Annotated in this window: 32 protein-coding genes; 1 reads left to right on the top strand and 31 read right to left on the bottom strand. The window is 41.9% G+C overall.

Annotation, left to right across the window (positions count from 1 at the left end; all coding sequences use genetic code 11):
- Nucleotides 1-33: 33 nt before the first annotated feature.
- The 7 genes from fliQ to betI form a co-directional block, all read right to left on the bottom strand.
- Nucleotides 34-303 carry a flagellar biosynthesis protein FliQ gene (gene fliQ, locus ORQ98_RS05840; protein WP_163833124.1) on the bottom strand — a complete coding sequence of 90 codons (270 nt, stop codon included), beginning with the start codon at nt 301-303 and terminating at the stop codon, nt 34-36.
- Between the two features lie 32 nt (nt 304-335).
- Nucleotides 336-1,109, bottom strand: a complete 774-nt coding sequence (fliP, locus tag ORQ98_RS05835) for a flagellar type III secretion system pore protein FliP (RefSeq protein ID WP_274687848.1) — start codon at nt 1,107-1,109, stop codon at nt 336-338.
- Nucleotides 1,106-1,498, bottom strand: a complete 393-nt coding sequence (fliO, locus tag ORQ98_RS05830; protein WP_274687847.1) for a flagellar biosynthetic protein FliO — start codon at nt 1,496-1,498, stop codon at nt 1,106-1,108. Before fliO ends, fliP begins: the two co-directional genes overlap by 4 nt.
- A 16-nt stretch (nt 1,499-1,514) precedes the next feature.
- Nucleotides 1,515-2,027, bottom strand: coding sequence for a flagellar motor switch protein FliN (gene fliN, locus ORQ98_RS05825; protein WP_274687846.1), 513 nt, complete (start codon nt 2,025-2,027; stop codon nt 1,515-1,517).
- 33 nt (nt 2,028-2,060) lie between these two features.
- Nucleotides 2,061-3,026 carry a flagellar motor switch protein FliM gene (gene fliM / locus ORQ98_RS05820; RefSeq protein WP_274687845.1) on the bottom strand — a complete coding sequence of 322 codons (966 nt, stop codon included), beginning with the start codon at nt 3,024-3,026 and terminating at the stop codon, nt 2,061-2,063.
- 56 nt (nt 3,027-3,082) lie between these two features.
- Nucleotides 3,083-3,592 carry a flagellar basal body-associated FliL family protein gene (locus ORQ98_RS05815; protein WP_274687844.1) on the bottom strand — a complete coding sequence of 170 codons (510 nt, stop codon included), beginning with the start codon at nt 3,590-3,592 and terminating at the stop codon, nt 3,083-3,085.
- 300 nt (nt 3,593-3,892) lie between these two features.
- Nucleotides 3,893-4,486, bottom strand: a complete 594-nt coding sequence (gene betI / locus ORQ98_RS05810; protein ID WP_274687843.1) for a transcriptional regulator BetI — start codon at nt 4,484-4,486, stop codon at nt 3,893-3,895.
- Between the two features lie 246 nt (nt 4,487-4,732).
- On the opposite strand from betI, the gene ORQ98_RS05805 reads away from it, so the two are divergent.
- On the top strand, nt 4,733-5,617 hold the full coding sequence (locus ORQ98_RS05805; protein ID WP_274687842.1) for a glycine betaine ABC transporter substrate-binding protein: 885 nt from the start codon (nt 4,733-4,735) through the stop codon (nt 5,615-5,617).
- 51 nt (nt 5,618-5,668) lie between these two features.
- Here the strand turns inward: ORQ98_RS05805 and ORQ98_RS05800 are convergent, their stop codons facing one another.
- From ORQ98_RS05800 to ORQ98_RS05685, 24 genes are all read right to left on the bottom strand, one after another.
- Nucleotides 5,669-6,010 (bottom strand): gas vesicle protein, encoded by a 342-nt coding sequence (locus ORQ98_RS05800; protein WP_274687841.1) that lies wholly within the window; start codon nt 6,008-6,010, stop codon nt 5,669-5,671.
- Nucleotides 6,011-6,038: 28 nt separating this feature from the next.
- Nucleotides 6,039-6,413, bottom strand: coding sequence for a gas vesicle protein K (locus tag ORQ98_RS05795; protein WP_274687840.1), 375 nt, complete (start codon nt 6,411-6,413; stop codon nt 6,039-6,041).
- Nucleotides 6,410-6,652 (bottom strand): gas vesicle protein, encoded by a 243-nt coding sequence (locus ORQ98_RS05790; protein WP_274687839.1) that lies wholly within the window; start codon nt 6,650-6,652, stop codon nt 6,410-6,412. Before ORQ98_RS05790 ends, ORQ98_RS05795 begins: the two co-directional genes overlap by 4 nt.
- A 48-nt stretch (nt 6,653-6,700) precedes the next feature.
- Entirely contained in the window at nt 6,701-7,027 is a 327-nt protein-coding gene (locus tag ORQ98_RS05785; RefSeq protein ID WP_274687838.1) for a gas vesicle protein GvpG, read from the bottom strand.
- A gap of 89 nt (nt 7,028-7,116) precedes the next feature.
- On the bottom strand, nt 7,117-7,896 hold the full coding sequence (locus ORQ98_RS05780; RefSeq protein WP_274687837.1) for a GvpL/GvpF family gas vesicle protein: 780 nt from the start codon (nt 7,894-7,896) through the stop codon (nt 7,117-7,119).
- Nucleotides 7,897-7,906: 10 nt separating this feature from the next.
- Nucleotides 7,907-8,125 (bottom strand): hypothetical protein, encoded by a 219-nt coding sequence (locus ORQ98_RS05775; RefSeq protein WP_274687836.1) that lies wholly within the window; start codon nt 8,123-8,125, stop codon nt 7,907-7,909.
- A 161-nt stretch (nt 8,126-8,286) separates the two neighbouring features.
- Entirely contained in the window at nt 8,287-8,607 is a 321-nt protein-coding gene (locus ORQ98_RS05770) for a hypothetical protein (protein ID WP_274687835.1), read from the bottom strand.
- 14 nt (nt 8,608-8,621) lie between these two features.
- Nucleotides 8,622-9,605, bottom strand: a complete 984-nt coding sequence (gene gvpN / locus ORQ98_RS05765) for a gas vesicle protein GvpN (RefSeq protein WP_274687834.1) — start codon at nt 9,603-9,605, stop codon at nt 8,622-8,624.
- 395 nt (nt 9,606-10,000) lie between these two features.
- The gene (gvpA, locus tag ORQ98_RS05760) at nt 10,001-10,219 is read right to left on the bottom strand and encodes a gas vesicle structural protein GvpA (protein WP_163833110.1); all 219 of its coding nucleotides are present in this window, start codon (nt 10,217-10,219) and stop codon (nt 10,001-10,003) included.
- Nucleotides 10,220-10,759: 540 nt separating this feature from the next.
- Nucleotides 10,760-11,119, bottom strand: a complete 360-nt coding sequence (locus ORQ98_RS05755; RefSeq protein WP_274687833.1) for a response regulator — start codon at nt 11,117-11,119, stop codon at nt 10,760-10,762.
- Between the two features lie 2 nt (nt 11,120-11,121).
- A complete protein-coding gene (locus tag ORQ98_RS05750; protein ID WP_274687832.1) occupies nt 11,122-12,594 on the bottom strand; it encodes a PAS domain-containing sensor histidine kinase in 1,473 nt (490 codons plus the stop codon).
- A 26-nt stretch (nt 12,595-12,620) separates the two neighbouring features.
- Nucleotides 12,621-13,424 (bottom strand): GvpL/GvpF family gas vesicle protein, encoded by an 804-nt coding sequence (locus ORQ98_RS05745; RefSeq protein WP_274687831.1) that lies wholly within the window; start codon nt 13,422-13,424, stop codon nt 12,621-12,623.
- Nucleotides 13,421-14,275, bottom strand: a complete 855-nt coding sequence (locus tag ORQ98_RS05740; RefSeq protein ID WP_274687830.1) for a GvpL/GvpF family gas vesicle protein — start codon at nt 14,273-14,275, stop codon at nt 13,421-13,423. The genes ORQ98_RS05745 and ORQ98_RS05740 overlap by 4 nt, the downstream gene beginning before the upstream one ends.
- Complete coding sequence (locus ORQ98_RS05735; protein WP_274687829.1) at nt 14,268-16,415, bottom strand: CDC48 family AAA ATPase; 2,148 nt, start codon at nt 16,413-16,415, stop codon at nt 14,268-14,270. Before ORQ98_RS05735 ends, ORQ98_RS05740 begins: the two co-directional genes overlap by 8 nt.
- A gap of 35 nt (nt 16,416-16,450) precedes the next feature.
- Nucleotides 16,451-16,990, bottom strand: a complete 540-nt coding sequence (locus ORQ98_RS05730) for an Hsp20/alpha crystallin family protein (RefSeq protein ID WP_274687828.1) — start codon at nt 16,988-16,990, stop codon at nt 16,451-16,453.
- A gap of 105 nt (nt 16,991-17,095) precedes the next feature.
- On the bottom strand, nt 17,096-18,481 hold the full coding sequence (locus tag ORQ98_RS05725; RefSeq protein WP_274687827.1) for a sigma-54-dependent transcriptional regulator: 1,386 nt from the start codon (nt 18,479-18,481) through the stop codon (nt 17,096-17,098).
- An 18-nt stretch (nt 18,482-18,499) separates the two neighbouring features.
- Nucleotides 18,500-19,114: a hypothetical protein gene (locus tag ORQ98_RS05720; protein WP_274687826.1), complete on the bottom strand. Its 615-nt coding sequence runs from the start codon at nt 19,112-19,114 to the stop codon at nt 18,500-18,502.
- Nucleotides 19,115-19,299: 185 nt separating this feature from the next.
- On the bottom strand, nt 19,300-20,601 hold the full coding sequence (locus ORQ98_RS05715) for a flagellar hook-length control protein FliK (RefSeq protein ID WP_274687825.1): 1,302 nt from the start codon (nt 20,599-20,601) through the stop codon (nt 19,300-19,302).
- Between the two features lie 125 nt (nt 20,602-20,726).
- Complete coding sequence (locus tag ORQ98_RS05710; protein WP_274687824.1) at nt 20,727-21,068, bottom strand: Hpt domain-containing protein; 342 nt, start codon at nt 21,066-21,068, stop codon at nt 20,727-20,729.
- Nucleotides 21,069-21,161: 93 nt separating this feature from the next.
- Nucleotides 21,162-22,847 (bottom strand): ATP-binding SpoIIE family protein phosphatase, encoded by a 1,686-nt coding sequence (locus tag ORQ98_RS05705; protein ID WP_274687823.1) that lies wholly within the window; start codon nt 22,845-22,847, stop codon nt 21,162-21,164.
- A gap of 261 nt (nt 22,848-23,108) precedes the next feature.
- On the bottom strand, nt 23,109-23,414 hold the full coding sequence (locus tag ORQ98_RS05700; protein WP_274687822.1) for an STAS domain-containing protein: 306 nt from the start codon (nt 23,412-23,414) through the stop codon (nt 23,109-23,111).
- A gap of 54 nt (nt 23,415-23,468) precedes the next feature.
- Nucleotides 23,469-23,900 (bottom strand): flagellar export protein FliJ, encoded by a 432-nt coding sequence (gene fliJ, locus ORQ98_RS05695; protein WP_274687821.1) that lies wholly within the window; start codon nt 23,898-23,900, stop codon nt 23,469-23,471.
- 237 nt (nt 23,901-24,137) lie between these two features.
- Complete coding sequence (gene fliI / locus ORQ98_RS05690) at nt 24,138-25,484, bottom strand: flagellar protein export ATPase FliI (protein WP_425347666.1); 1,347 nt, start codon at nt 25,482-25,484, stop codon at nt 24,138-24,140.
- Nucleotides 25,481-26,479: a flagellar assembly protein FliH gene (locus ORQ98_RS05685; protein WP_274687820.1), complete on the bottom strand. Its 999-nt coding sequence runs from the start codon at nt 26,477-26,479 to the stop codon at nt 25,481-25,483. The genes fliI and ORQ98_RS05685 overlap by 4 nt, the downstream gene beginning before the upstream one ends.
- Nucleotides 26,480-26,495: the final 16 nt, after the last annotated feature.

The following is a 26,495-nucleotide window of genomic DNA, read 5'->3' as shown; positions in this document are numbered from 1 at the left end:
TCCCCTAAAAGCCATTCGCTTTGGCTATAATAATCAGCCAATTAGATTGGGAATTTCAAACAAAAGATTTTCGAAAAACTCCTGTAGTTTTCTTAATAACCAAGGCCCTGTGAACAAAACCGCCAGTAAAGTCACTAATAACCGAGGCAAGAAGCTTAAAGTTTGTTCGTTAATTTGAGTAGCTGCTTGAAATACGCTCACCACCAACCCCACGATTAAACTGGGAGTAATAATCACTGCTACCATTTGAACAATGATAAAAAGTGCTTCGCGAAAAATATCATTTACAGAGGCCGGTTCCATAATAGTGACTCATTTTTCGTACCCTACGATAGTTAAATACTCGCACCAAAACTGGCTGCTAATGTACCCATTATCATTGCCCAACCATCTACCATCACAAACAACATAATTTTAAAGGGTAGTGAAACAATCAATGGCGACAGCATCATCATTCCCATCGCCATTAATACACTGGCCACCACTAAGTCGATCATTAAAAAAGGGATAAACAACAAAAAGCCAATTTGAAAAGCTGTTTTTAATTCACTGGTCACAAACGCCGGTACTAAGATGGAAAAAGGCACATCCTGAGGGGTATTAAAGTGCTTCTCATCAGCAATGCGAATAAATAAATCTAAATCTGACTCACGGGTTTGTGCCAACATAAAAGCATGAAAAGGCTCACTGGCTTTATGCAATGCATCTGCAGACGTCAATTGTTCATTCAAGTACGGCTGTAAACCTACTTTATTCGCTTCCTGCAAAACCGGCGTCATAATAAAAAACGTCAAAAACAGTGCTAACCCAACCATTATCTGGTTTGAAGGCGTTTGCTGTAACCCCAGTGCCTGGCGTAAAATGGCTAGCACGACAATAATGCGAGTAAAGGAAGTCATCATCATCACAATAGCTGGTAACAGCGTTAATGCGGTCATGATGGCTAAAATTTGGATAGTCACCGTATATTCCTGTTGACCATCCGGCAACGTGGTTACCTTCAGCGCAGGAATCCCCAAATCCACCGCTGTTGCAGGTTGGCAAATAAATAAACCAGCGCCTACAAGCCATAGCCAAGGATTGCACTTATCAGGTAACCACTGCTTCATGATGATTTTTGCTTTAATAGTTTTGCTAATGTACTGGAAAAGTCTGCTCCTGCTGCCGGAATGGAGCTAGCATCAATAACAGGCTCAGAAAACACATGCAGCATATTGATTCGCCCAGGTGAAGCACCGAGTAATACTTGCTGCTCACCCACCTGAACTAACAACACTCGATCCCGCGGCCCTAATGCCAAGCTTGCCACCACTCGCATTGATGACTGGGACATAGGCTGAAAATGCTGCATTTTTTTCACTAACCAAGCCAAGCCTGCAATAGCCGCAATGACTAAAAGTAACGATAATGCTACCTGAACAAGTGCTGAAATACCTAAGCCATCATCAGGTTTGGTATTTTCTGCAGCCCACCCCCATTGGCAAAAAAAACTACCCAAAGAAATAACTGCAAATTTACCGAAGTTTTTTAATACGCTCTGTTGGACTAATAACATCAGTTAACCGAATACCAAATTTTTCATTGACCACAACCACTTCGCCATGCGCAATCAGGGTACCATTGACTTTTACATCTAACGGTTCCCCCGCCAGGCGATCCAATTCAATTACTGATCCCTGGTTTAACTGCAACAGATTACGTATAGTAATTTCTGTGCCGCCCACTTCCATTGTGATAATAACCGGAATATCTAAGATAACATCTAAACTGGGTCCTTCGTCACCTTCGCCAAAGCTTTCAACCCCAGCAAATTCATCCATTACCATTGGCTGCGAATCATCACCACCATCAGCCTGGCTCATTAACTCATCAATATCAGCCTGGTCTCCATCTCCCGACTCTTCGAGGGCTGCTGCCCACTCTGCGGCCAGATCTGCATCATCCTGGTTAGTGCTTAGCTCATCAGCCAAATCCTCTGGACTAGCTTCACCTTCAGTGGTTTCATTCGGCTCTTCGGAATCTGCCATAGTATTCTGCTGTGCCTCCTTACCTACCCGTCGTTATTTAGGTCTGGAAATTGATGAAATAATCTGAAACGCTAAGTTTTCTTTGAATATCCCCAATCGTGTTTTAAAAATAGGAATTTGGTTCGCTGTTAGCACAATATAAGGAGGCAATTCAGCTGGGATTATATCTCCTTCCTCCAAATTTAAAATATCCCTCAGATTGAGTTCTTGTTTCATGATGGTGGCACTCATCTCAACATTAATATCCAACACTTCCCGCCTAAGTGAGCGCACCCAACGTTCATCTCGATCATCTACATCACTTTGCACCCCGGCATCAAGGACTTCTCGAATAGGCTCAATCATCGAATAGGGAATGGTAATATGCATATCTCCCCCTCCACCTTCCAACTCAATATGGAAGGTACTGACCACCACTACCTCACTGGGGCTGACAATATTCGCTAAAGCAGGGTTAACTTCCGAATTGATATATTCAAACAACACTTTCATAACGGGGTTCCAGGCCTCTTTTAAATCCACAAAGACCTGGTTAAGCACCATTTGAACCACCCGGTTTTCAGTTGGCGTAAATTCACGACCCTCAATTTTGGCATGTAATCCCTCACCGCCAAAAAAGTTATCCACCAATTTATAAACCAACTTGGCATCCAGAATAAACAATGCCGTACCACGCAACGGTTTTATTTTGACTAAATTTAAGCTGGTAGGCACATATAGGGTATGAACGTATTCACCAAACTTCATGACTTGCACCCCACCCACAGCAACATCTGCCGTACGCCTTAGCATATTAAACATGCTAATACGGGTATAACGGGCAAACCGTTCATTAATCATTTCCAGGGTGGGCATTCTGCCACGTACAATCCTATCCTGACTGGTCAGGTCATAGGATGCCACCCCATCCGGACTCTCATCACCCTCGGTTTCAACAGCGCCGTCATCAACACCACCTAAGAGGGCATCAATCTCGTCTTGTGACAGTAAGTCTTGCATAGTACACCACTCACCGCATAATCACTGATTTAAGTCGCCACTGCTATTTAAGCACTCTATTGCATTACAAAATTGGTAAATAGCACTTGTTCAATTCCAGGCTTACCAATTTCCTTTTCCAACACTTCCTGGATTGACTTGGTTATTGACTCTCGTAGTTTTTCTTTGCCCTCTTCTGTTTGCAAAGATTGGTACTCAAAACCACCGATTAATAACACCAAATTATTGCGAATTAACGGCATATGCTTTTTCAAGCCTTCCAGGGCTTCAGCATCACGTCCCATTACGGTTAAATTCACCTGCAAAAATCGCTGTCTTCCTGACACATTAAAATCAATCACAAATGGTGGATCCAAAGACTGATAAACCGCAGGCTGTTTAACAGGCTCTGTCGGTTGCTCTGTTTCAGTACTTTCCTCATCCCCTCCCATCATCAAAAAGATGGTTACACCTATTGAAATCCCTATCAATAATAAAGCAATAACAATAAACACTATTAGCTTTTTGTTACCACCCGCTTCTTTTTCTTCTTCCTGAGCCTGTTCCTGCTCTTTATTGTCAGCCATTCCTTTACCCGTCAATAATTCAACATTTCTCGCGGTTGATCGTCACATGTCACTGTCATCCATACAAAAAACATGCCACTGAATCGATTAAGGTTCTTTATCCAAATATATTAAAAAAGCTAACTCCCTTACTTTGACAACGTTCATTGGATCTGCTTAAAAAATTATAGAGATAAAAAGGCAGGCTATACCAGTCAATTGGCAATTAAACAGGAAAATCCAACATAGAATTATTAGAGGTGCCCTTAACAACGGCTGGTCTTGACCAACCGTTTAACCAGATAAGGTAATCAGATAAGCTTAATGCTCGTATCGGGTGAGAAACAGGTGAAATACATCTTCGACTTTTTTTCGCGAAGTGGCCACGTCAGAAGGCGTAATATTTAATGCTTCACGCAGCCAAACACCATCAATAGCGGCAGCAATTACTTCAGCCATATGTTGTGCTTGTGAGCGGGGAAATGCTTTGTTTAATTCAAAGGTTAGGTTACTGACTAAACGTTTAGCATTTACATTTTGTAAGCGGCGTAGCTCAGGCTTATGCATAGCTTCTGCCCAAAAAGCCAACCAGGCTTTGCGAGCAGCTGATGTCATTTGGGTGTGATCAAAATTCCCATCAATTATTGCGTGCACTCGTGCTTTAAAGTCTTCTTGTGGAATGGTTGATAGCCTGGCTTTTACACCCAATTGCAAATCTTTCAGAATTTGCCGCATGGCTGCTTCCAATAAGCCATCTTTACCAGAAAAGTAATGATTGATAATGCCTGCAGATACCTGAGCCTGTTTACTGATCCGTTGGGTAGTAGTTTCTGAAAGCCCCCACTCATCGATGCAATTTAATACTGCCTCAATTAATTGTTTGCGCCGTATCGGCCCCATTCCAAGCTTTGGCATACAGTTAGTTCCTATTCATCCCGCGAAAAAATCTTTTTGCTGAGCTATTCGAGTCGCTTTTTGTCAATGGCTTGTTAATTACTGTTAATTGTTTTTTTAAAGGCCCAACTACTCTATTCAATTTAAGACTAACATAATACATGAAACCAGCCTGTCATGTTAATTACATTTTAAAAAGTCAACTGCACAATCAGGTGCTATAGTTTATTCAAGCCCGATATCGGGCTAAAACATCGGGCTAAAACCATGTGGCTTTTTTTCATTTCTCGATTACGCCTACTTTTCACTGTCAGTTTATTGTTATTGCTTACCGCATGTGAGAAAGAACCTGAAGAAAAAACTGTTTCCTCAGAACCGAAAGGTCCTATTAGCCTGGTCTATGTTGAATGGGCTAGTGAAATTGCTAGTACCCATGTAATGAAGGCTTTATTAACGTCTGTTGGTTACAACGTATCGATCAAACCAGTCACTGCTGATGAAATGTGGAAAAGTGTGGGGAGTGGTACTGCAGATGCTATGGTGGCTGCTTGGCTACCTAGTACTCATGCCCATTACCTTGAACAAAACCGTGCAGGTATTAACGACTTTGGTCCGAACCTAACGGGTACCCGAATTGGATTGGTCGTTCCTTCCAGCTTACCTATTAACTCCATCACTGAGCTTAACTCTATGGTCACTGAGTTAGAAGGTAAAATTATTGGGATTGATCCTGGGGCAGGATTAATGAAAAAAACTCGCCTAGCACTAAAAGAATATCAACTGAACTTTGAATTAATGGAAGGCAGTGGTACGACAATGACACAAGCCCTAACTGAAGCAATTAATAACAGCAAACCGATTGTTGTCACTGGCTGGACACCTCACTGGAAATTTGCAAAATTTGACCTGAAGTACTTAGCTGACCCCAAAGGTATTTATGGCAAACAAGAATTCATTCATACCATTGCCCGAAAAGGCCTACAAACAGACAAACCACAAGCGGCTGCCATTTTAAATGCTTTTGAATGGACACCAGCAGATATTGCTCAAGTCATGGTGTGGATAAATAGTGGCATGACCCCAGAAAAAAGTGCCGAACGTTGGCTAAGCGCCAATAAAGAGAAAGTTGCCAAGTGGTTACCCAAAAACTAATATGACTAAAAATAAAGCAACATATATTCACATCGCAGAGTACAGTTAACCTCAGCCAGTCGTTTTATTTTCAAGCCGTGCAAGCCGATCATCAATCTGCTTTAATTGCTGCTGCAAACCCACTGACTGATTAGTGACTTCAGCAGCCCCCCCATCGACAGCTGTAGCCTGATAAGCAGAATTACCTTTCCACCAGTCTAAACCCAGCTCCACGGCTTTATCAACAGAACAAACCACTAAACGAATTTCTAAACTCAGTAACTCGATATCAACCAGTTTTATTTTAATATCTCCAGAAATAACAATACCTTTATCAAGGATTCGTTCCAATAAATCAGCAACAGAAGTGGTTTCCGTTGCATGGCGAAGGCCTTGCTGATTTTGCAATGCCATGTATTGACTCCTTCAAATAGTTTCTTACTTACAGCAATTGACCAAGAGGCCCTAAATCCAGGTTTAAATCTTCTTCTGTTAAACCAAATACCTCACATAACCTGTCAATTTCTGCTGCTTGTTGCATCAACGCAATACCTAATTGCTCCATTTCTTCATCTGTTAAAGAGCCAGACTCCATACGACGAATAGCTTGTCTTTCGAGTAATTCATGAAGTAGCTTAACCAGGGTTAATACTAATTGCCCCAAGCCATTCTTAACTTGATCGGTATCGACATTAACGCGTTGTGCAACTGTAGCTGGTGGCTGACTGAAACAATCTTTTTTGTCAGTTAAATCAGTAGTCATTATTTCAGCAAAGTCCACTAAATAATCAGACGATACTTTAACCTGCTGCTTCATACGTTTGAGTTATCCCTACCAATTTGATATTTCATTGCTGTTTCAATTGAGCTAAGCACCATTTGCAGACTAATATGAATAAGATCAATATTTGCAACTGAAAGAGTGACTTCTCCAACGACTACTGCTCCTTTATTAAGCACCCGATCAAGAGTCTCACATAGTGTAAGACGCTCAACGTCTTCTATTAGTAACGATGTTTGATCTGCTTCCTGCTCTAGTAAGTTATCAATAGTCATTGCTTGATTTTTTTGCTTAAAAAATGATTACAATTACATACTCATAAATTATTCTTCATTCTTAACTAAAACTTGCTCATCGGTTATTGCTGTATCACTATCAAGCTCTCCATCAAATTCACTTTCGTCCTCATCATCTGACTGATTCAACAGCGCTTCAATTTCATCCAGTCGATCAAGTAATACTTGTTCTTCTTCATCAAACTGCTTTTCAGTTATGTCACCTGACTCTAATTTCCTATACAACTCTGTTAATGCCTGAGTTATTTGTTCTGATTCACTTTCCAGCTCTTCTTGGGTCAGTCGGTAAACTTCTTTAAAAATCCATTTAACACCTTTATATGGTGCTAAGAGAAGGTCATCAATTAAAAACATTGTTATTTCCTCCTCGACTATTTCACTTTGTATAAAAGGTTCAAGGCATTTGGAATATATACGCCTTACGAACCAAGATTAACTCTAAGTTAACTTGCCAATACCTTTAAATCCAGGTCAACGAAATTATGCGGTGCCCAAGGTCCAGAAAAATCGATATGGCAATCATTACTGAGTTGCGTTGCTGTATCATTAATATTCTGCTCTAACTCCTCAAGATTTGCCCGATCAACTAAACAGGCTAAATTGACAATTTCAAACTCATTACTGGGCTGTAATTTTTTAATTTTACGACAACACGGCTGCAACATCGTCTCTATGACTTTCTGGTGAGCATCTCGTTCCTGATTAAGCAGTTTTTCATACAAGCTTCCTACTGCTATTTTCTCATCTCTATTTTTAAGCTTTGCATTGTTGCTTTGTTGTTTAGACAACAATTTATCTCTTGCTTCTCTTAACTGCGGGTAATGATTAACAAAGTATTCATAAATATTACCGACTTTCCACTTAACCCGCAGCCCCATTTCTACTTTTCCACCTAATTCACTGAGAGCTGTTATAATCAAATCTTCATTACTTCCCAACAACTGTTGAATTAACTGCGTACTGCTAGTGATAACCCCAAAGCGCATTGGCAGTACTGTTTCCTTTTCAGTAAAATATTTAAGTACTTCTCGATGAGCCGCTAAATTTCGCCTTTCAGGCCTCACTTTGGGTGACAATATATCACTGACTACTGCAGCAACTTTACCACCGTTGACTATATATACAGATGCTTTGTTGATTCCTGTTAACGACAGTTGCTTCTTATCAGTAGCCGCTTTTAAAGCGTAAATATATTTAGCACTACGCAGATTACGCTTTTTCATAGCTACCTTCCTATTGTATTATACGCTTAGTAGAAGATGGCGATATTGCTTCTTCATATTGTTTGGGTTCTGACACCCTCGACCAAGGAATCACTGACCTAACTTGTCCAGACTCAGCTTTTACTTCAAGCATGGCAGAACACACCCAACACTTTACCGGGCCTTGATAGTCATCATAATTAATACCTAAATCAATACTATGACCACAGGAAGTACAATTAATTTTCATGATCAGCTGCTCCTTGCTGGCTTGCTTAAGGTGTATTTTTTTATTTTCCTAGTGAGTCAATACAAATAATGGATTTACTATTATAAGGGCGCCTATAGTAATTGCTTTTCGAAGTATAGGCATTGACCGAGAAATTACCACTCTTTTAAAGAATCAATACGTTAATAGTCAATACGCAAGCCATTATTGACCAGTGATTCTGGCTGACTAGTATTTTGTAAGTCTTTTTTCTGTAATGTATCTGTACAGCTATTCAACTGGTTGCGTAATTCAGTTAACTCATGGTCAATTCGGTTGAGGCATCTATCAATATTATCAATTCGAGACATGGCTGCCTCACGTTCCTTGAGTTTTCTCATCCGCTGTATTTCCAGTGCCCCTAGTTTAAAGTAAGAGCGATAAGACAGATGTCGCTGATCAGCTTTCCCACTCATTGTTTTGATGTCAGCCATGCCAGGCCTTGCTTTGGTCGGGCTTCCCATAACAACTCTCCTGATTAGTTTTTATCCAGCTTAATAAGTTTCACCGAGCATATCTTTCTTATTACTTCACTGATGAGTTGTTCTCTGTGTTTTATATTATTAGCCGATGTATTTGTTGTTACAACATTAAAAAGGTCATAACAAGTACGGCGAAAATTACTATTATCCCACCGAGCTTGTCCACCAGACTGGGCTAGCACTTTGCCAACAGCAATACCAGAACGAATCGTGGTTTTAAATTGATTTTTTTTCACTTTTCGTAACGTGCGCATCACTCTTACTATACGCTGAGCTTCACTCCACTCAATACCTGAACGCTTCGAAACAATTTCTATTTCTGTTTCTAAGTCAGGGTGCTCAAGTCTAATAGTGATCATTCTATCCAGCAATGCATCTTGTGCTTTATGGGTTCCTGCATACTCTTCCGGGTTAGAAGTAAAAATTGCGTGAAAATCAGGATGAACATCAAGATAGCCTTCTCCTCTATGACGAAGTCCAGGTAAGTTTAATACACCTTCAGACAAGACACTGAGTAATACATTATTTGCTTCAGGTCGAGATCGATTAAACTCATCATAAATTAAGGTATCACCATTACGACAGGCAGATGTTAGGCGGTTGTCTACCCATAGCTGCATCATTTCCTCTTCTCGTTTGACCACAGAATGAATAAAATTGTCAATTACTTGTTTTTTACTGTAGCCGGCATCTTTACCTATTAAATCAGAGCTGCCAAACTCATCGTTACCATGCACCAGTGTCACTGGTCTTCTGAGCGAAGCTGCTACATGGAATGCCAAGGTTGTTTTTCCAGTACCTGCTGGTCCTGCAAAATGTACTGGATAACCCGCTTTTAAATAACCCTGTGCCCGTTGAACAATTTCCTCAACATAAGGGGTAAGAACAAACTTATCGCTGGCTGTTGGAATAATTTTATCTTCATTAGCTGGTAATTTAGCCACTGCAACCCCACTAACACCCGCTTGATTATTAGTCATTCTCTATCCACTCCCAAAAATTAATTTAATACACAATACTATATTTTAACTACAAATTTATATTGCTTTATAAAATAATTAAACCTAAGTAACAGCAGCCATTAATAATTTATTATTAATAAAATATACTCATCACAATTCATATTCAGGTATAAAGATAAAATGATATTCATTGCGAAAAGTTATTGAAACATAACTGTCTGTCGACAATTTCCAGCAATACTTTTTACAAATGAAGGTTATCTTGCGTGCTTAACGAAAATAACAACTTCTTCTCCATTTATTCCCTGGCTGTATTGCTTTTTCTTAGTGTAGGATCACTAGGATATAAAAATTATTCTCGAAGAGTATTGAGGATATACTGGGAGCTATTCAGCCCCCAGAGAGCACTATACTCAGGCTGGTGCAGCAGCACTGGCAGTTAAACCAATAGCTTCGGCATATTTCAGATAAGTTTCAACTGAAGAAACAACAACACGTGCTTCAACAGATAATAATTCAATACCCACTAATGAAACTTTAACCCACGCGTCAACTACAATACCTTTATCCAAAATACGATCGACTACTTCAGCTAGTCCAGAAGAATCAGTTGATTTTTGAATAGTAGCCATGTAAATCTCCCTATTTTAACGTTAAAAAGTTTATTTTTCGTCAGCAGAAATGGCCAACGCCACTTCTATGAAAATACTTTAGCATAGGCAATGCCATACTTCATTTTCATTATAAATATTTTAGCTCACTGAGATTTCAACAACTTTAATCACACACCTAACCAACTTATTAATAGACATTAGTCAATTTATCCAATATTTGCTATGGCACAAAAACCATAATAGGGACTCTACTCCATAGCTACTGGAAATAAAGAGCAAAAATTTAGGACACTAGCTTATTAGCTATCAAAGACTCTAGCTAAACAGTTTACTTCAGTTATTCACAAGCCTTGATAGTTAAAAGGATATAGAGCAATGTAACACCAGCAATTTCAGAAATTTGACAAACAGACTTGGGTACAAATTGTAACACCCATAAAAATACTAAAGCCGCTGATTTCAATGGACTGCATAGAGTATGCATTTTTCTATGTTTTTATTAAAAAATCAGGTTAGATAACTTGATTTTTTGGGAAAACTGATCATTTCTCAACTTCATTAAAGCATTTTTAAAATATCATTATGGGTAAAAGGCTTTGCAATAAAATCATAAATTAAGCCATCTGACAATGCTTGCTGGATAGTGGGATCATCTTTATAGTAATAACCAGAAACCAGTACAATTTGTAGTGAAGGGACCAATTCATGAACTTGTCGAGCCAGCTCCAAGCCTTCAATATCAGGTAGTTTGGCATCCATAAATACTCTACCAAAAGCATGGCTTTTAATAAGCGCCAAGACCTCCTCTCCTGTTTGTAAAGTGACTACACTACCACCTGCCGAACCTAGAATTCGTTTCATTACCCAACAAATATCAGGCTCATCATCCACAACAAGATAATCTGCTTTTTTTAGCAAAATTAACTGTCCTTTTGTTGCAAAGGTAGTTTAACCGTAAACTTACTGCCTTGATTTAAATAGCTTTCCACTAAAATGTGACCAAAGTGTTGCTTAATAATTGAATAACAAATGGTAAGACCTAATCCCGTGCCTTTTCCTATCGGTGATGTAGTATGAAATGGATCAAATATTTTATCAAAATCCTTTGGATTTATCCCAACACCGGTATCTTCCACTTGTACTTCAACACAATCAGAATAAAGAAAAAAGCTAACGGTTAAGGTTCCACCATTAGGCATCGCATTCACAGCATTTAAGCATAAATTTAAAAAAACCTGCTGTAATAAACTAGCCACGCCACTCACTAACACCAACTGTTTCGGAAACTGGCTATTAACACAAATATTTTGTACTTTTGCATGACTGGCAATTAACGTTAGTGCTTCTTGAACAACTTTAACCAAATCAACCGATACCATCTCTGATGCTGTTGTCGGTCGAGAAAATCGCAATAAGTTTTCTATAATAGAAGAAATTTTTTCAATACTGACTTGTATTTTATCTGCACACTCTCTGGCAAAATGAGTCGGTAAAGACTCCTCCTGAAGAAACTGAGCAGCAGATGAACAGATCGCCAATGGATTACGAATTTCATGAGCGATCCCTCCAGCCATTACCCCTAAAGCAGCAATTTTTTGTGATTGTCTTAGTTGATACTCTAATTTACGTTGTTCAGTTAAATCCCGTCCCACTGCAACAAAACCAACTACTTTTCGATAGTCATCCATCATCGGTGATACCACCCATGATACGGGAATCATCTGATTCTCTTTGGTGATAAGTTCCCATTCAGCGGTATGGACATCACTACCAAAACAAATTTGCTCCAGAAACCCCGTAATGTTTGCTACTTGGCTACAAAATTCTGACCAGCAATGACCTTTGACCTCATTGAACTTAAATCCTGATAATTTTTCTGCAGCTGAATTCCAAGTAAGAATCCTGCCAGATAGATCAGTGGATAATACAATATCTTGAGCACTTTCAACGACGCTGGCTAAATGGCGCTCCATTCGTCGTACTTCTTCACTTAAACGTACTTGCTCTGTCACATCTTCCATTAGCAGGACAACCAGCCGAACACTTTCATCCGCCCCAATCGGTAAAATACTGTAATAATAAGTACGAATGGGTATACCTGGGGCACGATAGGTCATTCGATGCCCTCGCACCACCCGTTTTTTTTCAAAACAATCATACACTTGTTTCTTTATACTGGTATGTTCTAAAATAACTGCTGGAAATACTTCCTCTAATCGTCGACTAATAGTATCCTTCATCAACCGTTGACTTTTTTCTAAGAAATTTCTGTTAACAGACACTATTCGTAAACTGCCATCCAAGACTAAAATAGACGAAGGAATTGCATCCAATAAAATACTGTAAAGCTGCATCTTATCTGGTAAAGTCAAACACTGAATATCTGTTAACATGCTACCTGATACCCTATTTTTATTTTTTAATTTACTAATATAGTGGGTTTTATAACGGGCTTCGTAACAAAGTTATAAGGAGGCCAAGGCCCACTCAGTAACAATTTTTGACAATTACTTGATGTTGACACTAGCTGCTGAAATGCCATATTAAATGATTTTATTGTTTTTTTAGCAACCAGGTAATAAATTGATAATATTCGCTGCCCTGCTTGTGTGTTAACTTCCGATTGGCATTGATAATAGAGCCCCTGAAACGTACCATTAATACGTTCAATTAATAAGTTTAGTTCGATATTATTAGTTGTTTCATTATAATAAGACTGTCTGGTTTGTAGATATGCTTTTCCAGCTACTTGTTTGTTATCATTTGATAGTTCGTCTTTCAACGCCCCTTGATCAAGCCGCTCTGATTTTATTTTACTGGTTTGTGTGGGCAAAATCGCTTTAATACTAAACTCTGTAAGATTATTCAGTGAAGCTAACTGCGTCGTATATTGCTGATAGTTGTTATTAAGATGCTTAATCAACTGTTGTTCATTATCTAGGTAACAACCAAAACGAATGGGAATTAATGTATACTGCTGATGAAGCATTTCAATTATCTGACTAAAAACTAATGCTTCACGAATAACTGGTGTTTTCTGACTACTTTCACTGTTAGCTAACTTGACTTGTTGATGCTGAACATTAGTGTAAAAACTATAAGCAGCAAAAAGATCAAGATAATTCGCAACCAGTACTTTTTCCCCTTGAACTCCAACAGGTAAGTCTACAACGACGTCAGCTAGTTGTGGTTTTTGAAATAAACAATAGAGCAAGCATTTCATGAGGCCGCGTTGAGTGCATCAGGGGTAAAAGTAGTTCGACAAAAGCTATAGGGTGGCCAGCGAGTACAGCTGAATTGCAAGCCATATGCTTGCCAGCGATTATTATGCTCTGCTATTTTTTGTAAAAAGATATCCTGCTGAGAAGTATTAACTAAAAATGCTAGATTTAATATAGTTTCTACCTGACTACCATCAGGTAATTCTGCCTGTTTTGTCACTACCTTTCGTTGGCACCATTCTCTAGCCAACGCGGATAATTCATTAGCAAATATCTGACAAGTGCCGTTTAGCCATTGATTAACTTGTTTGCCAAGCTCCCGACGTAAACGTTGCTCCTGCAAGTGCCGTATGCCTGTCGAGAGAGACAGTTTTGACTGCTGTTGCTGACAAGTTATTTCCCACAATGCTGACTGTGCTTGCTGCCTATCAAGAAACCCTTTTACTGCCCACTCATTACATACAGCAAATTTCATCAAACATTGTTTAATGCCGTGTTGCTGGCAAACCATTTGCTCAGCTAGCTGACGGGTAGACGAAAACAAGGTAGCAAAGCGCACTGGGTAAATAGGCACATGCTGCCACACTTGTTCCACCACTTGTTCATGCTGACAAGCCTGTTGGGTCAGCCAGTCAGGATCTTGCAACCGCTGCTCAGCTTCTGTTCCAATAAATACATCAACTGGCACCTTGCTAATGACCGCAGCTAGCTGTTGCTGATAATAAATAATTACTGGGGCACCGGCAGTCCCTGCTAGCCTAATTGGCTCAGGTAATGCCTGCGGCTGAATAAAACCATATAGATAAATGGCCTCATCAGTTAATAATGTTAAATCCGCAGCCTCATCAGCCATGCTCATGTTTCCAGGCTTCTTCTAACGCTGCAGCAAAATCAGCTTCACTAATCGAAATCTGAACCTCACCCGCCTCATCCATCGATGCAATGGCTCGCCGGATAGCAGCGATAGCGGCCTGGTTACACACCCCCGCAATATCTGCCCCGCTGAAATCTACCGCCTGATCAGCTAAGCTGGCTGCTGATACGCTAGATACCACAGGTTTAGTTCGTAAGTGAATAGCAAAAATTTGTTCTCGATCCCAAGAAGTGGGTAATCCTATTTCTACCACTTGATCAAATCGCCCAGGCCTTAACATGGCAGGATCAATTAAGTCTGTACGATTGGTGGCGCCTAACACAAACACCCCTTTTAGCTCGTCAATGCCATCCATTTCTGCTAAAAACTGACTTAATACCCGCTCTGATACATGGGAGTCTGTCCCAGCAGCACTTCGTGCAGGTACCAAACTGTCAATTTCATCAAAAAATATAATACAAGGTGCCGCTTGTCTGGCTTTATGGAAAACTTCCCGCACTGCTCGTTCTGATTCACCCACATACTTGGACATTAATGCAGGGCCTTTCACACTGATAAAATTCACCCCGCTTTCATTTGCAACCGCTTGAGCCACCAGCGTTTTTCCTACACCAGGCGGCCCACCTAATAACAACCCTTTAGGTGGATTGACGCCTGCTTGCTGAAATAACTCTGGGTATTTCAGCGGCCACTCAACTGCTTCTTTAAGGTGTTTTTTAACCTTTTCCATCCCCCCTACATCATCCCAATGTACATCGGGTACTTCGACAAACACCTCACGAATAGCTGAAGGCTCAACTTCACACATGGCCGCTAAAAAGTCGTCCATCTGTACTTGAAGATTTAACAGTTGCTCAGAGGGTATTTCCTCTAAAGTAAAATTAATATCGGGTAAAATACGACGTAAGGCAACCATTGCAGCTTCACGACACAAGGCTTCTAAATCAGCACCGACAAAACCATGACTGCTATCTGCCAGCTGCGTAAGCTCAACATCTTCTGCTAATGGCATACCGCGGCTATGAATTTCTAAAATAGCCAGCCGACCGTGGCGATCAGGAATGGGAATCGCAATTTCCCGATCAAAGCGTCCTGGCCGTCTTAAAGCCGGGTCCAATGCATTCGGCAAATTAGTCGCTGCAATCACAATGACATTATTGCGCTTATTAAGACCATCCATCAGCGCTAATAATTGAGCAACCACCCGCTTTTCTACTTCACCTGTCACCTGATCACGGCGAGGAGCAATCGCATCAATTTCATCGAGAAAGACGATGCTGGGCCCTTTTTTACTGGCTTGCTCAAATACTTTGCGTAAAGCTGCTTCACTTTCGCCATAAAACTTATGGACAATTTCCGGGCCACTGACAGAAAAGAAATTGGCTTCTGTTTCCTGAGCAATAATCCGTGCTATTAAGGTTTTACCACAACCTGGAGGCCCATGGAGTAGCACTCCTTTAGGGGCATCAATACCCAATCGTTCAAATACTTCTGGGTAACGCAGAGGTAGCTCAATCATCTCACGAATACGATGTAATTGGTTTTTTAAACCACCTACATCTTCATAAGAAGCTGTAATTGTGGGTTCATTTTCCTGAGACTTACCAACACTTAATTCCGTGGTTGGGTTTATTAGCACAGCACCTCGTGGCACGGTACTTTGTACCCGAAAGTCAGCAGAGCCACGACCAAATAAGGGAACATGAATCCGGTCGCCTTCCATAACGGGCAACCCATCCACTAAATTGCAAATATAATCCAAGTCTCGTTGTTTAGGAGTAAAAGTGATTGGCGCAATCACCAAGCGCTCTGCATGGCGTGCTCTAACCGGTTGAATGGTCAGTTGCTCATCTAATTTAACACCCGCATTTTGTCGGGTAATTCCATCTAATTGAACCTGACCTTTACCCCGCATCTCTTTATAAGCAGGCATGAGCTTGGCTACTGTACGACGCTTGCCGACTATTTCAACAATATCGCCGACATCCATACCTAACAGTTTAATATCTTCAGGCCCCATCCGCGCAAACGAGCGCCCAACATCTTTGCTTAACGCTTCTGCCACTTTTAACGTCAGGGCTTTATTGGCGGTTTTTTCCTTATCTGAATGCTCTTCCATGTGCTCAATACTGTCCTTTATTGTTATCCCTATATTTAAGTCGTAGTCTTGACACGCTCTAGCTTAATTTCCACCACCCCGTTTTTCACTCTGATGGTCATACTGTCTTCACTAAACTTTTCAGGTAATAACATTTCTTTGCGGTATTTTTTATCGCCTCGCTCAGCAGCCAGGATTAAAATATCGTCTTTTAGTTCCAGCTTTAAATCATTCTGGTTGATACCGGGCATTTCCCCTACCAACAAGACATGATCCTCTTCTTCAAAAATATCAACTAAAGGTTCACGCACGTCTTTTATTTCGGTTTTACCTGTTTTTTTATTACGATACACATTACCAAAAGGCTCAACCTGTACTTCCGAATCACCTTGTTCTCCGAGTCCCATTTTTACTGAAAAGCCAAAAACACCTTTTGCCTCTTGGCCTTCCTTGATCTCAAATTCCATTTCACCAGTACGTTTCAACTTTTCTCCGGCTTCCGCCAGGTCGGTCAGTTTATCCATCAACCCATTCAAGCCTTCCAGAATGCCGCCAAAATGCATACCAGCGCCACCACGCTCATTATCCTTTGCCATAACTAATCAATCCCTAATGTATTTTCTACCGTCTTCACCGCAGCCCCACCAATAGGGAGAGAGCTAAAAATGGCTGTTGCAACAGCCACCAAAGAAAAAGGTAGATTATGCTATTCCATATCTTTTTAGCTTAGTATGAATTGTTTTGTAGTCCACCTGAAGTAAACGCGCCGCTTCTGCTTTATTACCATTGGTAAACGCTAATACCTCAGTTAATACTTGCCTTTCAACACGTGCCGTATGCTTTTTTACAATTTCTTTTAAGGAAAGTCCCTGATAGGGCAATGTCTTATCAATTGCCAGCGATATATCATTGTCTTTATGTGAGTCCAACTGGATATGTTGCTCAGTAATAATCTCTTCTGCCAACAATACTGCTCTCCGTACAACAGTACGCAATTGCCGGACATTGCCAGGCCAATCATAGGCTTGAAGTTGACAGCAGGCACCTTTCGAAAACCCTGTAACTGTTTTTTTCAACTCTTGATTAGATGCTTCACGAAAGCTTTCCGCCAAGAATAAAATATCTTCTGAGCGTTCTCTTAAGGCCGGTAGATTAATAGCAAACTCATTTAGCCGATAATAAAGATCTCCTCTAAATGCACCATTCCCTATAATGGCTCGTAGATCTTGGTTAGAAGCCGCTAATAACCTTACATCCACGGGGATAGCACTAGTACCACCCACTGGAAAAATAACTTTATCTTGTAAGACACATAATAATTTCATTTGTGATGATAATGACATATTAGCCACTTCATCTAAAAATAAAGTACCCCCTTGAGCCAGCTCAAACTGCCCAGCTTTACGACGGGTGGCGCCAGTAAATGCTCCTTTTTCATAACCAAATAATTCACTTTCCAATAAGCTGTCTGGAATAGCACCGCAATCTAGCGCCACAAAAGGATTTTTAGCTCGAGGGCTAGCCTCATGAATAGTTCTTGCTAATAAACTCTTTCCCGTGCCTGTTTCACCTTGTAATACCACAGTAAAATTGGTTTGCGCTACTCGTCTGACATCAGCCGCTAAATGTGCAATCGCCTGACTGGGTCCCATTAATTGATGAAGCTGCGTCTCTACTTCAATTGCAGAGCCTGTTTTAACTGCTGTTTGCTTGCCTTGTTCCAAAGCACAGCGAATAACCCGAATAACATGCTCATGGCTAAATGGTTTTGAAATATAGTCTACAGCCCCCGCCCGCATCACTGCTACTGCATCAGCTATACCGGCATGCCCGGTAATCATAATCACCGGTAGCTCTGGTCGTTGTTGTAATGCTCGTTTTAATAGTTCAATGCCTGTCATTTCAGGCATTTGCACGTCTACCAGCATTACATCAGGCCAGTCTGCATTAATTTTTTCCAGCGCAGTGAAACCGTTATAGACAGCCGTTGCTTTATGTTCATGGGTTTGCATCAAATAACACAACATCTGGCACATATCAGGGTCATCATCAACAATTAATATGTTGCCAGGTTCAGCCGCTGCCACAATACGTCTCCTCACTCTTTATTTATTATTATTTTGCGCATCGGCTATCGGATTAATTAACTGAATATCACTGGCGAGTAAGCCAGAGAGGCTATGTAACATACCTAGAAAAATGATTGCCGTTTCCTGTTCGGCTAACGTTGAGTTAATTCGTTCTGCAATAAACTGGTCCCGTTGCTGCAATAATTGTTTCGCCTTTTCTAGTGTGTGCTGCTGGTGTTTTCGAGTAATCGCAACTTTTGTGAACTGATATTCCTCTCGTAATAATTCTGGCGACTCAGTCCCCATCAAAGTCGCTCCTTTTGCTATTAAATCCAATAACAGTTGATGATTGATACTACCCTGCTCAGCTAGATCACGGACAATTTGCTGCTCTTTACCACAGATGGGCAAGCCATCTTGGTATAGCTTCACCTTGGCAAAGTTCAGTGGTAAACTATGCACAAATTGTTTTATTTCATTCCAAGCCTGAGTAATTAACGCTTGCTGTTGCTCCCAGGCTTCTTGCCCCTGTTGATGGATTTGTTTTTGATTAACTGACGCAGCCAAGCTCCCCATGTCAACTTGGGTATGAATAATTGGAATTTGAATAATGACCCGATTAACTGTGTTAGTTTCACGCTCACTGTTCATGTCAATAATTGGTATCCCTTCCTGATAGACTGTGTTTCCATATCAAGCACTGGTTATATTTTTTGCTCTTTTTTCAACAGACAAATACAGTGAAACACTGATTTTTATAAAGAAACACACCTAGTGTAGTACGGGATAGCCATTTTGGTGGGAATTAGAAGGGTGAAGACAAGCTACTCAGCAGGTTAAACAAAGTAATCAACCAGTCCAAGCCCTTGCTCGTCAATATTTACCTCAGCGGTCGTTGTATCTTGCTCTTCATCCACATCATCAGTTGCATTAGCTTGTAAGCCTGATTGGCGATTAGACTCAGCAAATTGCTGGCTGGAAACATCCACATTTACCAAGTCAATACCCTGCTGGGAAAACATTTCCCGTAACCGAACCAGTTGGGCTTCAATACTCTCCCGAACACTCGCGTGGTGACTCGCAAATTGTACACTTGCCTGATCCTGGGTCACCTGTACGCGTACCTCAACCATTCCCAAGTCAGGAGGATCTAATTGAATATGAGCCGTTTTAACTCCTTGCTGAACCAGCCAAACCACTCGCTCAGAAAATTGCTGCCCCCAATTAGGATGTGGCACTGGCAAAGGCAATTGCGAAGCAACTACTGACGGTTGAGCAAGCTGAGCCGAATTTGCATTGACACTTGTGCTTGCCAGCTGCAAAGAGGGGAATTGTGGTAAATGACTTTGAAGTGTTTCATGGGTAGCAGAATTTACAAGTGGAAAGTCTATGCGCTGCTCTATCCCTGCCTGCAAGTTAATTAATCCTAGCTGATTATTAAGCTTGCTTGGGCTTAGTAAAGACGTTAGGCCAGTGCTGTTTTCCCCCCCGTCTAATAACTGGGTTTTAACATCAACCAAGGTTTCTCCTAACAACTGGTGAGGCATAGTTTGATGAGAAGAGCCTCGTTCAGCTTTCGCCAAATCCTGCCAATGAAACTGTAGCGCCCCTGCCCCTTCTTGCTTCATTAAAGTGGCAAATGGGCTCAGCTCCGTCAGTAGCAAATTGGGATCATTGGGTTGATCACTATCCTGCTCAGCATCTACTGCTGTTTTAAGCGGTTTAGTGCTGGGCTGGGTGCTTTCCATTAGCGTACTGATGTCCATTTCAGCTTGATCACTTTCCTGTTGATTAATTTGCTCTGCTGTCAGCAACAGCGTTTCATCTAGAATTGATGGAGCAGTTGGAACTCGATTGGTTGGGTCAGCAACAACCTGATGCTTTGGCTCTACTTCTTGTTCTTGTGGCTCATCGACTTCTGCTTTTGTTGTAGCTTGCTTGCTGTTGTCAGCAGTTTGAGTTTGGGTAGCGTTTTTAGTAGCGGCAACCGGTTGCCGTTGCTTATCCAGTGTTTGCTGAAAAGGCTTTTTATCAGCAGGCTCAGACTCTGAATTCGGCTCAACAGCCGGCAGTTTTTCTTGCTGGTTTTTGACAGACTTCAGTTCAGGAGCCCTAATATCTAATAAGAAGGTATTCACTGCTTAACTCACTAACTACCGTTACTACTGATTAACTGCTAGCACCTCTACAAACGGCTATTGCCGCTTATAGGTGTTATCTAAACAACAGCAATGGTTATGCCAGGCAGATGAAAGAGGGTATATCAATTTATTGTACTTTTTAAAAAGCCTTCCACGAGCTTGTATTCTTGTTCTATGTCAGCCAAAACCGTTTCAGTACCACGGATATCACCCTTTTTACCCTTTTCCTCAAGGGTTAAGCACATGTTACCTAACGGCATGATACCCATGTTAAAACAGCTGCCTTTCATACTATGGGCCAGCTCTTTTAACCGACATGCATCGCTTTCCGCAATCGCACAGGCCATTCCTTCGATGCGCGTACTACTGTCACGCATAAAGGTTTCAACTAACACAGCAAACTCATCTTCCATCACCGCTTTCAATTCCAAAATGGCATCCAGGTCTACATGTGATTCAATCATCCCCCTCTCCTCAGAGGCTGCCATAAAAACACTTCACTCATAGCCTTTTGCCGCACACTCTCCAGGGGGCAATAAAAGGCCGTGGTTGTCCCTTTAATCATTTGTCCATGTAAATACTACTTCAACACAATTTCCCTTTCCAAGATAAGTCACTTGTTGGCAAAATGAACGTAACAGGCTAATACCCCTACCATGAAACAATTGACCATCCTTCGCACTTTGTAGTTGTTGATAGTCAAAGCCAGGCCCACTGTCCTCCAGTTTAATCTGAACAATACCTCCTTGTTCAGTAGGGACATGATTCAATGCAAACCGAATGCAACCCTGGGTCAATCGCCTTAGTCGGCTCTCTCGCTCAGCATAATACTCCGTAAACCCTTGGCTGGAATGCTTCAATGACGAACTCATTTGTAATACGCCATGTTCCAAGGCGTTGGAGTAAAGTTCAGATAAAATGGTATAAAGCTTACTGTTGTGTAATCCCAAACCCGGAATTTCCATCAAGCAATGTAGCACTAACGGAATCGGGTTATAGTTGCGAAGGGTTTCCGGCCGAAACTCAAAATTGACTGCCCAGTTTTGTGCCCCCCTTGCTGCAGATACTTCAAATACTTCATCTTCATCAGCAAAGGTTTCCGGTGGCACCATCATCACCTCGACCATAGTCAAATCATCAGTGGGTTCACCAATAAAGCTAAATACTGATTCGCGAATTTCTTCAAACAGGCTGTCAATTTGACTATTTTGTTTAAACACCTGTTGCAGCCGCTCTACTCCAAAAAATTGCTTGGCTTCATCTTGTGCTTCAATCACTCCATCACTCATTAGTAATAAGCGATCATCATCCGCCATTTCAATCAATTGGTATTCTGCATTAAATTTTTGAGCACCAAGAATACCGAGAGGCAAGTGCTGAGAAGTCAACGCTTCAAATTCTCCCGTACAGTTGCGGTATAAGTAACAATCGGGCAGACCACCAATCCATAATTTAACCAGCTTACTGGTAAAATCTAAATCCACCATAACAGCGCAACAAAAACTGGAAACAGGCAATACTTTCTTCAATTTATTATTAATTTCAGCCAGCACTTCAGGCATGGAAAAACCTTTATTAATCATGCCATAAAATATTTCTGCTAATGGCATTGCACCAATGGCAGCGGGTAACCCATGCCCAGCAAAATCGCCTAGCAACACCATCATTCCTCCTGATGGCTTGCGAGCCGCAACAACAATATCGCCGTTAAAAATCGCAAAAGGCGATTGCACCGCTCGTAAATTAGGTGCATTTAAACAACCGGAGTGAGCAACCTTATCAAAAATTTCTTTGGCAACCGTTTGTTCATGTAATAAATATTGATTGTGTTCGACAATTTTATCCCGCTGCTCTTGAAGGGTATTATGCATTACCCGCATGCGATTAAATGCATTAATTTTAGCGCGCAGGATAGTGGCATTATAAGGCTTAGATAAAAAGTCATCTCCCCCCACATCTAAACAACGAGCCAATGACTCAGCATCACTTAACGAGGTTAAAAAAATGATGGGAACCAGTTCCTCACCCGCCAGTGTTTTAATTTGTCGTGCGGCTTCAAGCCCATCCACATTAGGCATCATTACATCAAGCAATACCAGCTCAGGGCGCTCTTGCTGATATAAATCAATTGCTTCTGCACCATCGGTTGCAATAATGACTCGATATCCCAGCTTATTAACAATTGTTCTTAAAATAAGCCGGTCTGTTTCAGTGTCATCTGCAATTAATATGGTTAGGCCCATAGTTTTACGCTTAAACGCTATAATAATGATTGTCAGGTCAGAACAAGCGATGACGATTTGATAACATAGATCAATGCACTTTAATGACAGTGCTTAACTTTTTTACAGTGTTTAATAGTCTTTGCTAGTTACTTGCTATTTTAAACATTACCGTCAACTGTTGTACTTCACTTGTTATACACCACTCCTGCCATTAACGCAGCTTCCCATTCACAAAGCACTAACGGTAAAGGAGTATGCTTAGACGATTCAACTTAAGTATTACTGGATAGCAAATAACTGTTCAAAGTTAGAAATTAATAGGATCTTTTTCACATCGGGTTTGCAATTAACGATTTTAATATCCGCTTCATCACCACCGGCATGATCTCGCAACAATAACAACATGCCTAAAGCAGAACTGTCTAAATAGGTTGTTTCATTAAGGTCGATCACATATTCGGCGGGGCGTCTTGAAATTCGCTCATATGCATCACGAAAAGCTTGATGTTCACCAAAGTCAAAACGACCCTGAATTTTGATGGTTAGTGCTTTGCCATCCTCTGACTTAATCGTGGATATAGTCATCTTATCCCCCTTTAATCATTCCCTTATTCATTTAGCATAGCATTAAACAACTTATCAGTGCTGACGAGATTGGCGGACCATCACCCATTCATCCAATAGCCGCTGCTCTCTACGGGTTAGCCTCACTTGCTCTGAAGCTGCTAGTCGTGCCTGCAACTGTTCAACCTTTCTGGTTTCTTGATGAGCCTGTTGCCACTGTTGTCGGGCCTGTTGCCATTGCCGAGTCATTGCTACCAGCTGTTGCTGCTGTTGTTCAATGGCTTTACCTAACTGGGATAAAAAGTTACTCATCATTTGTAGCTGCTGGATATTAACATGTGGGCCAGTTGCCTGCTGCTGATAATCTATTTGAAATTTAAATAGCTGCTGTAGCTGCTGCTCAGCATGCAGACACTGTTGTTGACACTCTTGCAAGTATCGCCCTGCTGATGCTTCTTTAGCCTGGTTCACTTTCAAAACAACATTGAGCTGTGCTGCAGGTTTCATCGTCATTGCTCCTAGCTACTACTTCACCATTACTCTTAAATTAGCTAATTAAAGCTACTTCTAAACCTCTCGCACCAACTAGTGGATATGGGGTGACTGGGTATTCTGGAACTAAGGCATGGATGCCTTTTTAGCGCTTGATGGGCCAGGGATGGCACGTCAAGAGCAGCGGAAGAATACCCTGTTATTCCATATCGGACACTAGACTTATTTTCAACACCCTTTTGCAACCCCCTCTTAACCAACTGGGGCTGATAGCAATTGCTCCAGTTGACTGATGCTATCAACTAAGGTGGCTTGCTCATTCAGCCCTTGGGTTAAATAGTACTCTAGCTGTGCCCGGCGGGAAATGGCTTCATCGGTTACAGCATCACTCCCTTGGGTATAGGCCCCAATGTTGATTAAGTCACGGTTTTTTTCAAAAGCTGAGACTAATTGTTTTAACCGTTGAGCACTGGTCAAATGACTGGTTTCAACTATCGCAGGCATTGCCCGGCTGATTGAAGCTTCAATATCGATAGCGGGATAATGACCTGCATCAGCCAAATGACGAGACAATACCAAATGACCATCTAAAATAGCCCGCGAAGCATCTGCTATAGGGTCTTGTTGATCATCTCCCTCCGCCAGTACGGTGTAAAACGCCGTAATAGAGCCACTGCCTTGTGCACCATTGCCTGCCCGTTCCACCAGCTGAGGTAGCTTAGCAAATACTGATGGTGGATAGCCTTTAGTAGCTGGTGGTTCACCAATCGCTAAAGCAATTTCCCGCTGAGCCTGAGCATAGCGGGTGAGTGAGTCCATCAATAACAACACACTTTTGCCTTGGTCACGAAAATGCTCCGCAATGCGAGTGGCTAACATTGCTGCACGCAGCCTGACCAAGGGAGAGTCATCGGCAGGTGAAGCCACTACCACTGAGCGGGCCAAGCCAGCCTCCCCCAAAGTATGATCAATAAACTCCTTTACCTCACGGCCCCGCTCACCCACTAGCGCCACAACCGTTATGTCAGCTGCCGTAAAGCGAGTCATCATCCCTAGTAGCACACTTTTCCCCACGCCACTGCCAGCAAATAGCCCTAATCGCTGGCCTCGACCAACGGTTAGCACCCCATTGATAGCACGAATCCCCACATCCAGTGGCTCTTTAATAGGTTGTCGAGAAAGCGGGTTAATCATTGGCCCGTAAAGCTCCACATAGTCTTCCACATCTAACGGCCCTAACCCATCAAGTGGCTTACCCAAGCCACCTAAAATACGGCCCAATAACCCAGCCCCTACAGGTACTAAGGTCTCACTGACCATAGGAATCACTTTTGCGCCAGGGTGAATCCCTTCCGCCGATGTCAGTGGCATCAGAAATAGCTTATCCCCTGCAAACCCCATGACTTCAGCTTCTACCTGAGTATTGTCATCTGCCACCACCATGCAGCGCTGTCCCGTAGCAATTCGACACCCTACCGCCTCCAGAGTCAGCCCCACCATACGAGTCAACCGACCTTCCACCAGCGGTTGGACTGGCTGAGTTAAGCTCGCTTGATAAGGCTTAAGCCTTTCCATTAACGGCATGCGCAACTGGGTCATGATGAGCTATCGGCTGGTTGACTGTTGTCTGTGGGTAGGCTTTCTGTCTCAGGATTATCAGTAATCGCTGGGGTTGCTTCAGGTTCGGGGCTTGCCTCTTCAGCAACAGGTTGCTGCTGAATCGTTTGCGCATGAGCATGTAAATGCTGCTCTGCCAGCCTTTCAGTCAGCTGGTTTAGTCTCGCTTCAACAGAGGCATCAACCAGGCTATTGGCGGTCTCTACCCGACAACCACCCGGCAACAGCTTGTCATCTGGCAATAACTGCCAGCTTTCACCCTGCTGCTTTACATGCTCATTGATTAAATCAATATCCTGCGGGTTTAAGAACACCTTGATTTGTTGGTCGGTAACGGGCATCGCTTGAATAGCAGCTCTGACGACCGTCGTAATTTGACTAGAATCCAGTTGCAACTCTCGCTGAACCGCTTGTTTTGCAATTACTATTGCGATATTCACCAGCTGCTGGGTCAAAGCTTCATCTTGATCAGCAATGGGGTCATATAACGCATTAATCAGTTGCTGTAAGCGCCCCATTTGCTTATGTAACTCTTCAATGGCGGCTTCCTGCCCTTGCTGCAAACCTTGCTGATAGCCAGCCTCTTGCCCTTTGGTTAGTCCCTCTTGGTAGCCAGCAGTTTTACCTTCTTCTAGCCCAGTTTGCCAACCGAGTTGCTTGCCTTCGTTAAAGCCTGCTTGGAAGCCTTGCTCCTGAAGCTGATCAGTATCCATGGCAGCGGCTGGAGAGGCACTTGGCTGTATAGCGGGTGGAGGCTGAGAAGGAGTGGGTGCTGGTGGCTGGGCTGCTGGCTGGTGGGTAGCAGGTGCTGCTGGTGCAGGCTGTTGAGTGGCAGGCTTAGGTGGTGGACGTCGCTCAGCATCTCGCATGCGATGCTTAACAATATGCCGTGCATTAGCAAAGACGGGCAGTCCAAATGACGTTACATCCACCGCTTCGCTTGCAGGAATTACCCGTTCTTCCTTATTCTTAGCCATGTTTTATTGCTAATGC

This window comes from Spartinivicinus poritis, from assembly GCF_028858535.1.
GTDB lineage: Bacteria > Pseudomonadota > Gammaproteobacteria > Pseudomonadales > Zooshikellaceae > Spartinivicinus > Spartinivicinus poritis.
This window is presented reverse-complemented; position numbering and strand designations above follow the sequence as displayed.

Bases quoted from the DNA above. Each gene is read 5' to 3' on its own strand.
- ORQ98_RS05700 (WP_274687822.1), bottom strand. From the start codon at position 23,414: ATGACTATATCCACGATTAAGTCAGAGGATGGCAAAGCACTAACCATC.
- ORQ98_RS05735 (WP_274687829.1), bottom strand. From the start codon at position 16,415: ATGGAAGAGCATTCAGATAAGGAAAAAACCGCCAATAAAGCCCTGACG.
- betI (WP_274687843.1), bottom strand. From the start codon at position 4,486: ATGCCAAAGCTTGGAATGGGGCCGATACGGCGCAAACAATTAATTGAG.
- ORQ98_RS05800 (WP_274687841.1), bottom strand. From the start codon at position 6,010: ATGGCATTGCAAAATCAGCAAGGCCTTCGCCATGCAACGGAAACCACT.
- ORQ98_RS05740 (WP_274687830.1), bottom strand. From the start codon at position 14,275: ATGGCTGATGAGGCTGCGGATTTAACATTATTAACTGATGAGGCCATT.
- ORQ98_RS05705 (WP_274687823.1), bottom strand. From the start codon at position 22,847: ATGGGCCTAACCATATTAATTGCAGATGACACTGAAACAGACCGGCTT.
- gvpA (WP_163833110.1), bottom strand. From the start codon at position 10,219: ATGGCTACTATTCAAAAATCAACTGATTCTTCTGGACTAGCTGAAGTA.
- ORQ98_RS05720 (WP_274687826.1), bottom strand. From the start codon at position 19,114: ATGAACAGTGAGCGTGAAACTAACACAGTTAATCGGGTCATTATTCAA.
- ORQ98_RS05815 (WP_274687844.1), bottom strand. From the start codon at position 3,592: ATGGCTGACAATAAAGAGCAGGAACAGGCTCAGGAAGAAGAAAAAGAA.
- ORQ98_RS05730 (WP_274687828.1), bottom strand. From the start codon at position 16,990: ATGGCAAAGGATAATGAGCGTGGTGGCGCTGGTATGCATTTTGGCGGC.
- fliI (WP_425347666.1), bottom strand. From the start codon at position 25,484: ATGACCCAGTTGCGCATGCCGTTAATGGAAAGGCTTAAGCCTTATCAA.
- ORQ98_RS05750 (WP_274687832.1), bottom strand. From the start codon at position 12,594: ATGTTAACAGATATTCAGTGTTTGACTTTACCAGATAAGATGCAGCTT.
- ORQ98_RS05790 (WP_274687839.1), bottom strand. From the start codon at position 6,652: ATGACTATTGATAACTTACTAGAGCAGGAAGCAGATCAAACATCGTTA.
- ORQ98_RS05780 (WP_274687837.1), bottom strand. From the start codon at position 7,896: ATGAAAAAGCGTAATCTGCGTAGTGCTAAATATATTTACGCTTTAAAA.
- ORQ98_RS05775 (WP_274687836.1), bottom strand. From the start codon at position 8,125: ATGAAAATTAATTGTACTTCCTGTGGTCATAGTATTGATTTAGGTATT.
- fliQ (WP_163833124.1), bottom strand. From the start codon at position 303: ATGGAACCGGCCTCTGTAAATGATATTTTTCGCGAAGCACTTTTTATC.
- ORQ98_RS05770 (WP_274687835.1), bottom strand. From the start codon at position 8,607: ATGGGAAGCCCGACCAAAGCAAGGCCTGGCATGGCTGACATCAAAACA.
- fliJ (WP_274687821.1), bottom strand. From the start codon at position 23,900: ATGAAACCTGCAGCACAGCTCAATGTTGTTTTGAAAGTGAACCAGGCT.
- fliP (WP_274687848.1), bottom strand. From the start codon at position 1,109: ATGAAGCAGTGGTTACCTGATAAGTGCAATCCTTGGCTATGGCTTGTA.
- fliM (WP_274687845.1), bottom strand. From the start codon at position 3,026: ATGCAAGACTTACTGTCACAAGACGAGATTGATGCCCTCTTAGGTGGT.
- fliN (WP_274687846.1), bottom strand. From the start codon at position 2,027: ATGGCAGATTCCGAAGAGCCGAATGAAACCACTGAAGGTGAAGCTAGT.
- ORQ98_RS05710 (WP_274687824.1), bottom strand. From the start codon at position 21,068: ATGATTGAATCACATGTAGACCTGGATGCCATTTTGGAATTGAAAGCG.
- ORQ98_RS05795 (WP_274687840.1), bottom strand. From the start codon at position 6,413: ATGAAGCAGCAGGTTAAAGTATCGTCTGATTATTTAGTGGACTTTGCT.
- gvpN (WP_274687834.1), bottom strand. From the start codon at position 9,605: ATGACTAATAATCAAGCGGGTGTTAGTGGGGTTGCAGTGGCTAAATTA.
- ORQ98_RS05685 (WP_274687820.1), bottom strand. From the start codon at position 26,479: ATGGCTAAGAATAAGGAAGAACGGGTAATTCCTGCAAGCGAAGCGGTG.
- ORQ98_RS05745 (WP_274687831.1), bottom strand. From the start codon at position 13,424: ATGAAATGCTTGCTCTATTGTTTATTTCAAAAACCACAACTAGCTGAC.
- ORQ98_RS05805 (WP_274687842.1), top strand. From the start codon at position 4,733: ATGTGGCTTTTTTTCATTTCTCGATTACGCCTACTTTTCACTGTCAGT.
- ORQ98_RS05785 (WP_274687838.1), bottom strand. From the start codon at position 7,027: ATGTTTTTAATTGATGACCTTCTCTTAGCACCATATAAAGGTGTTAAA.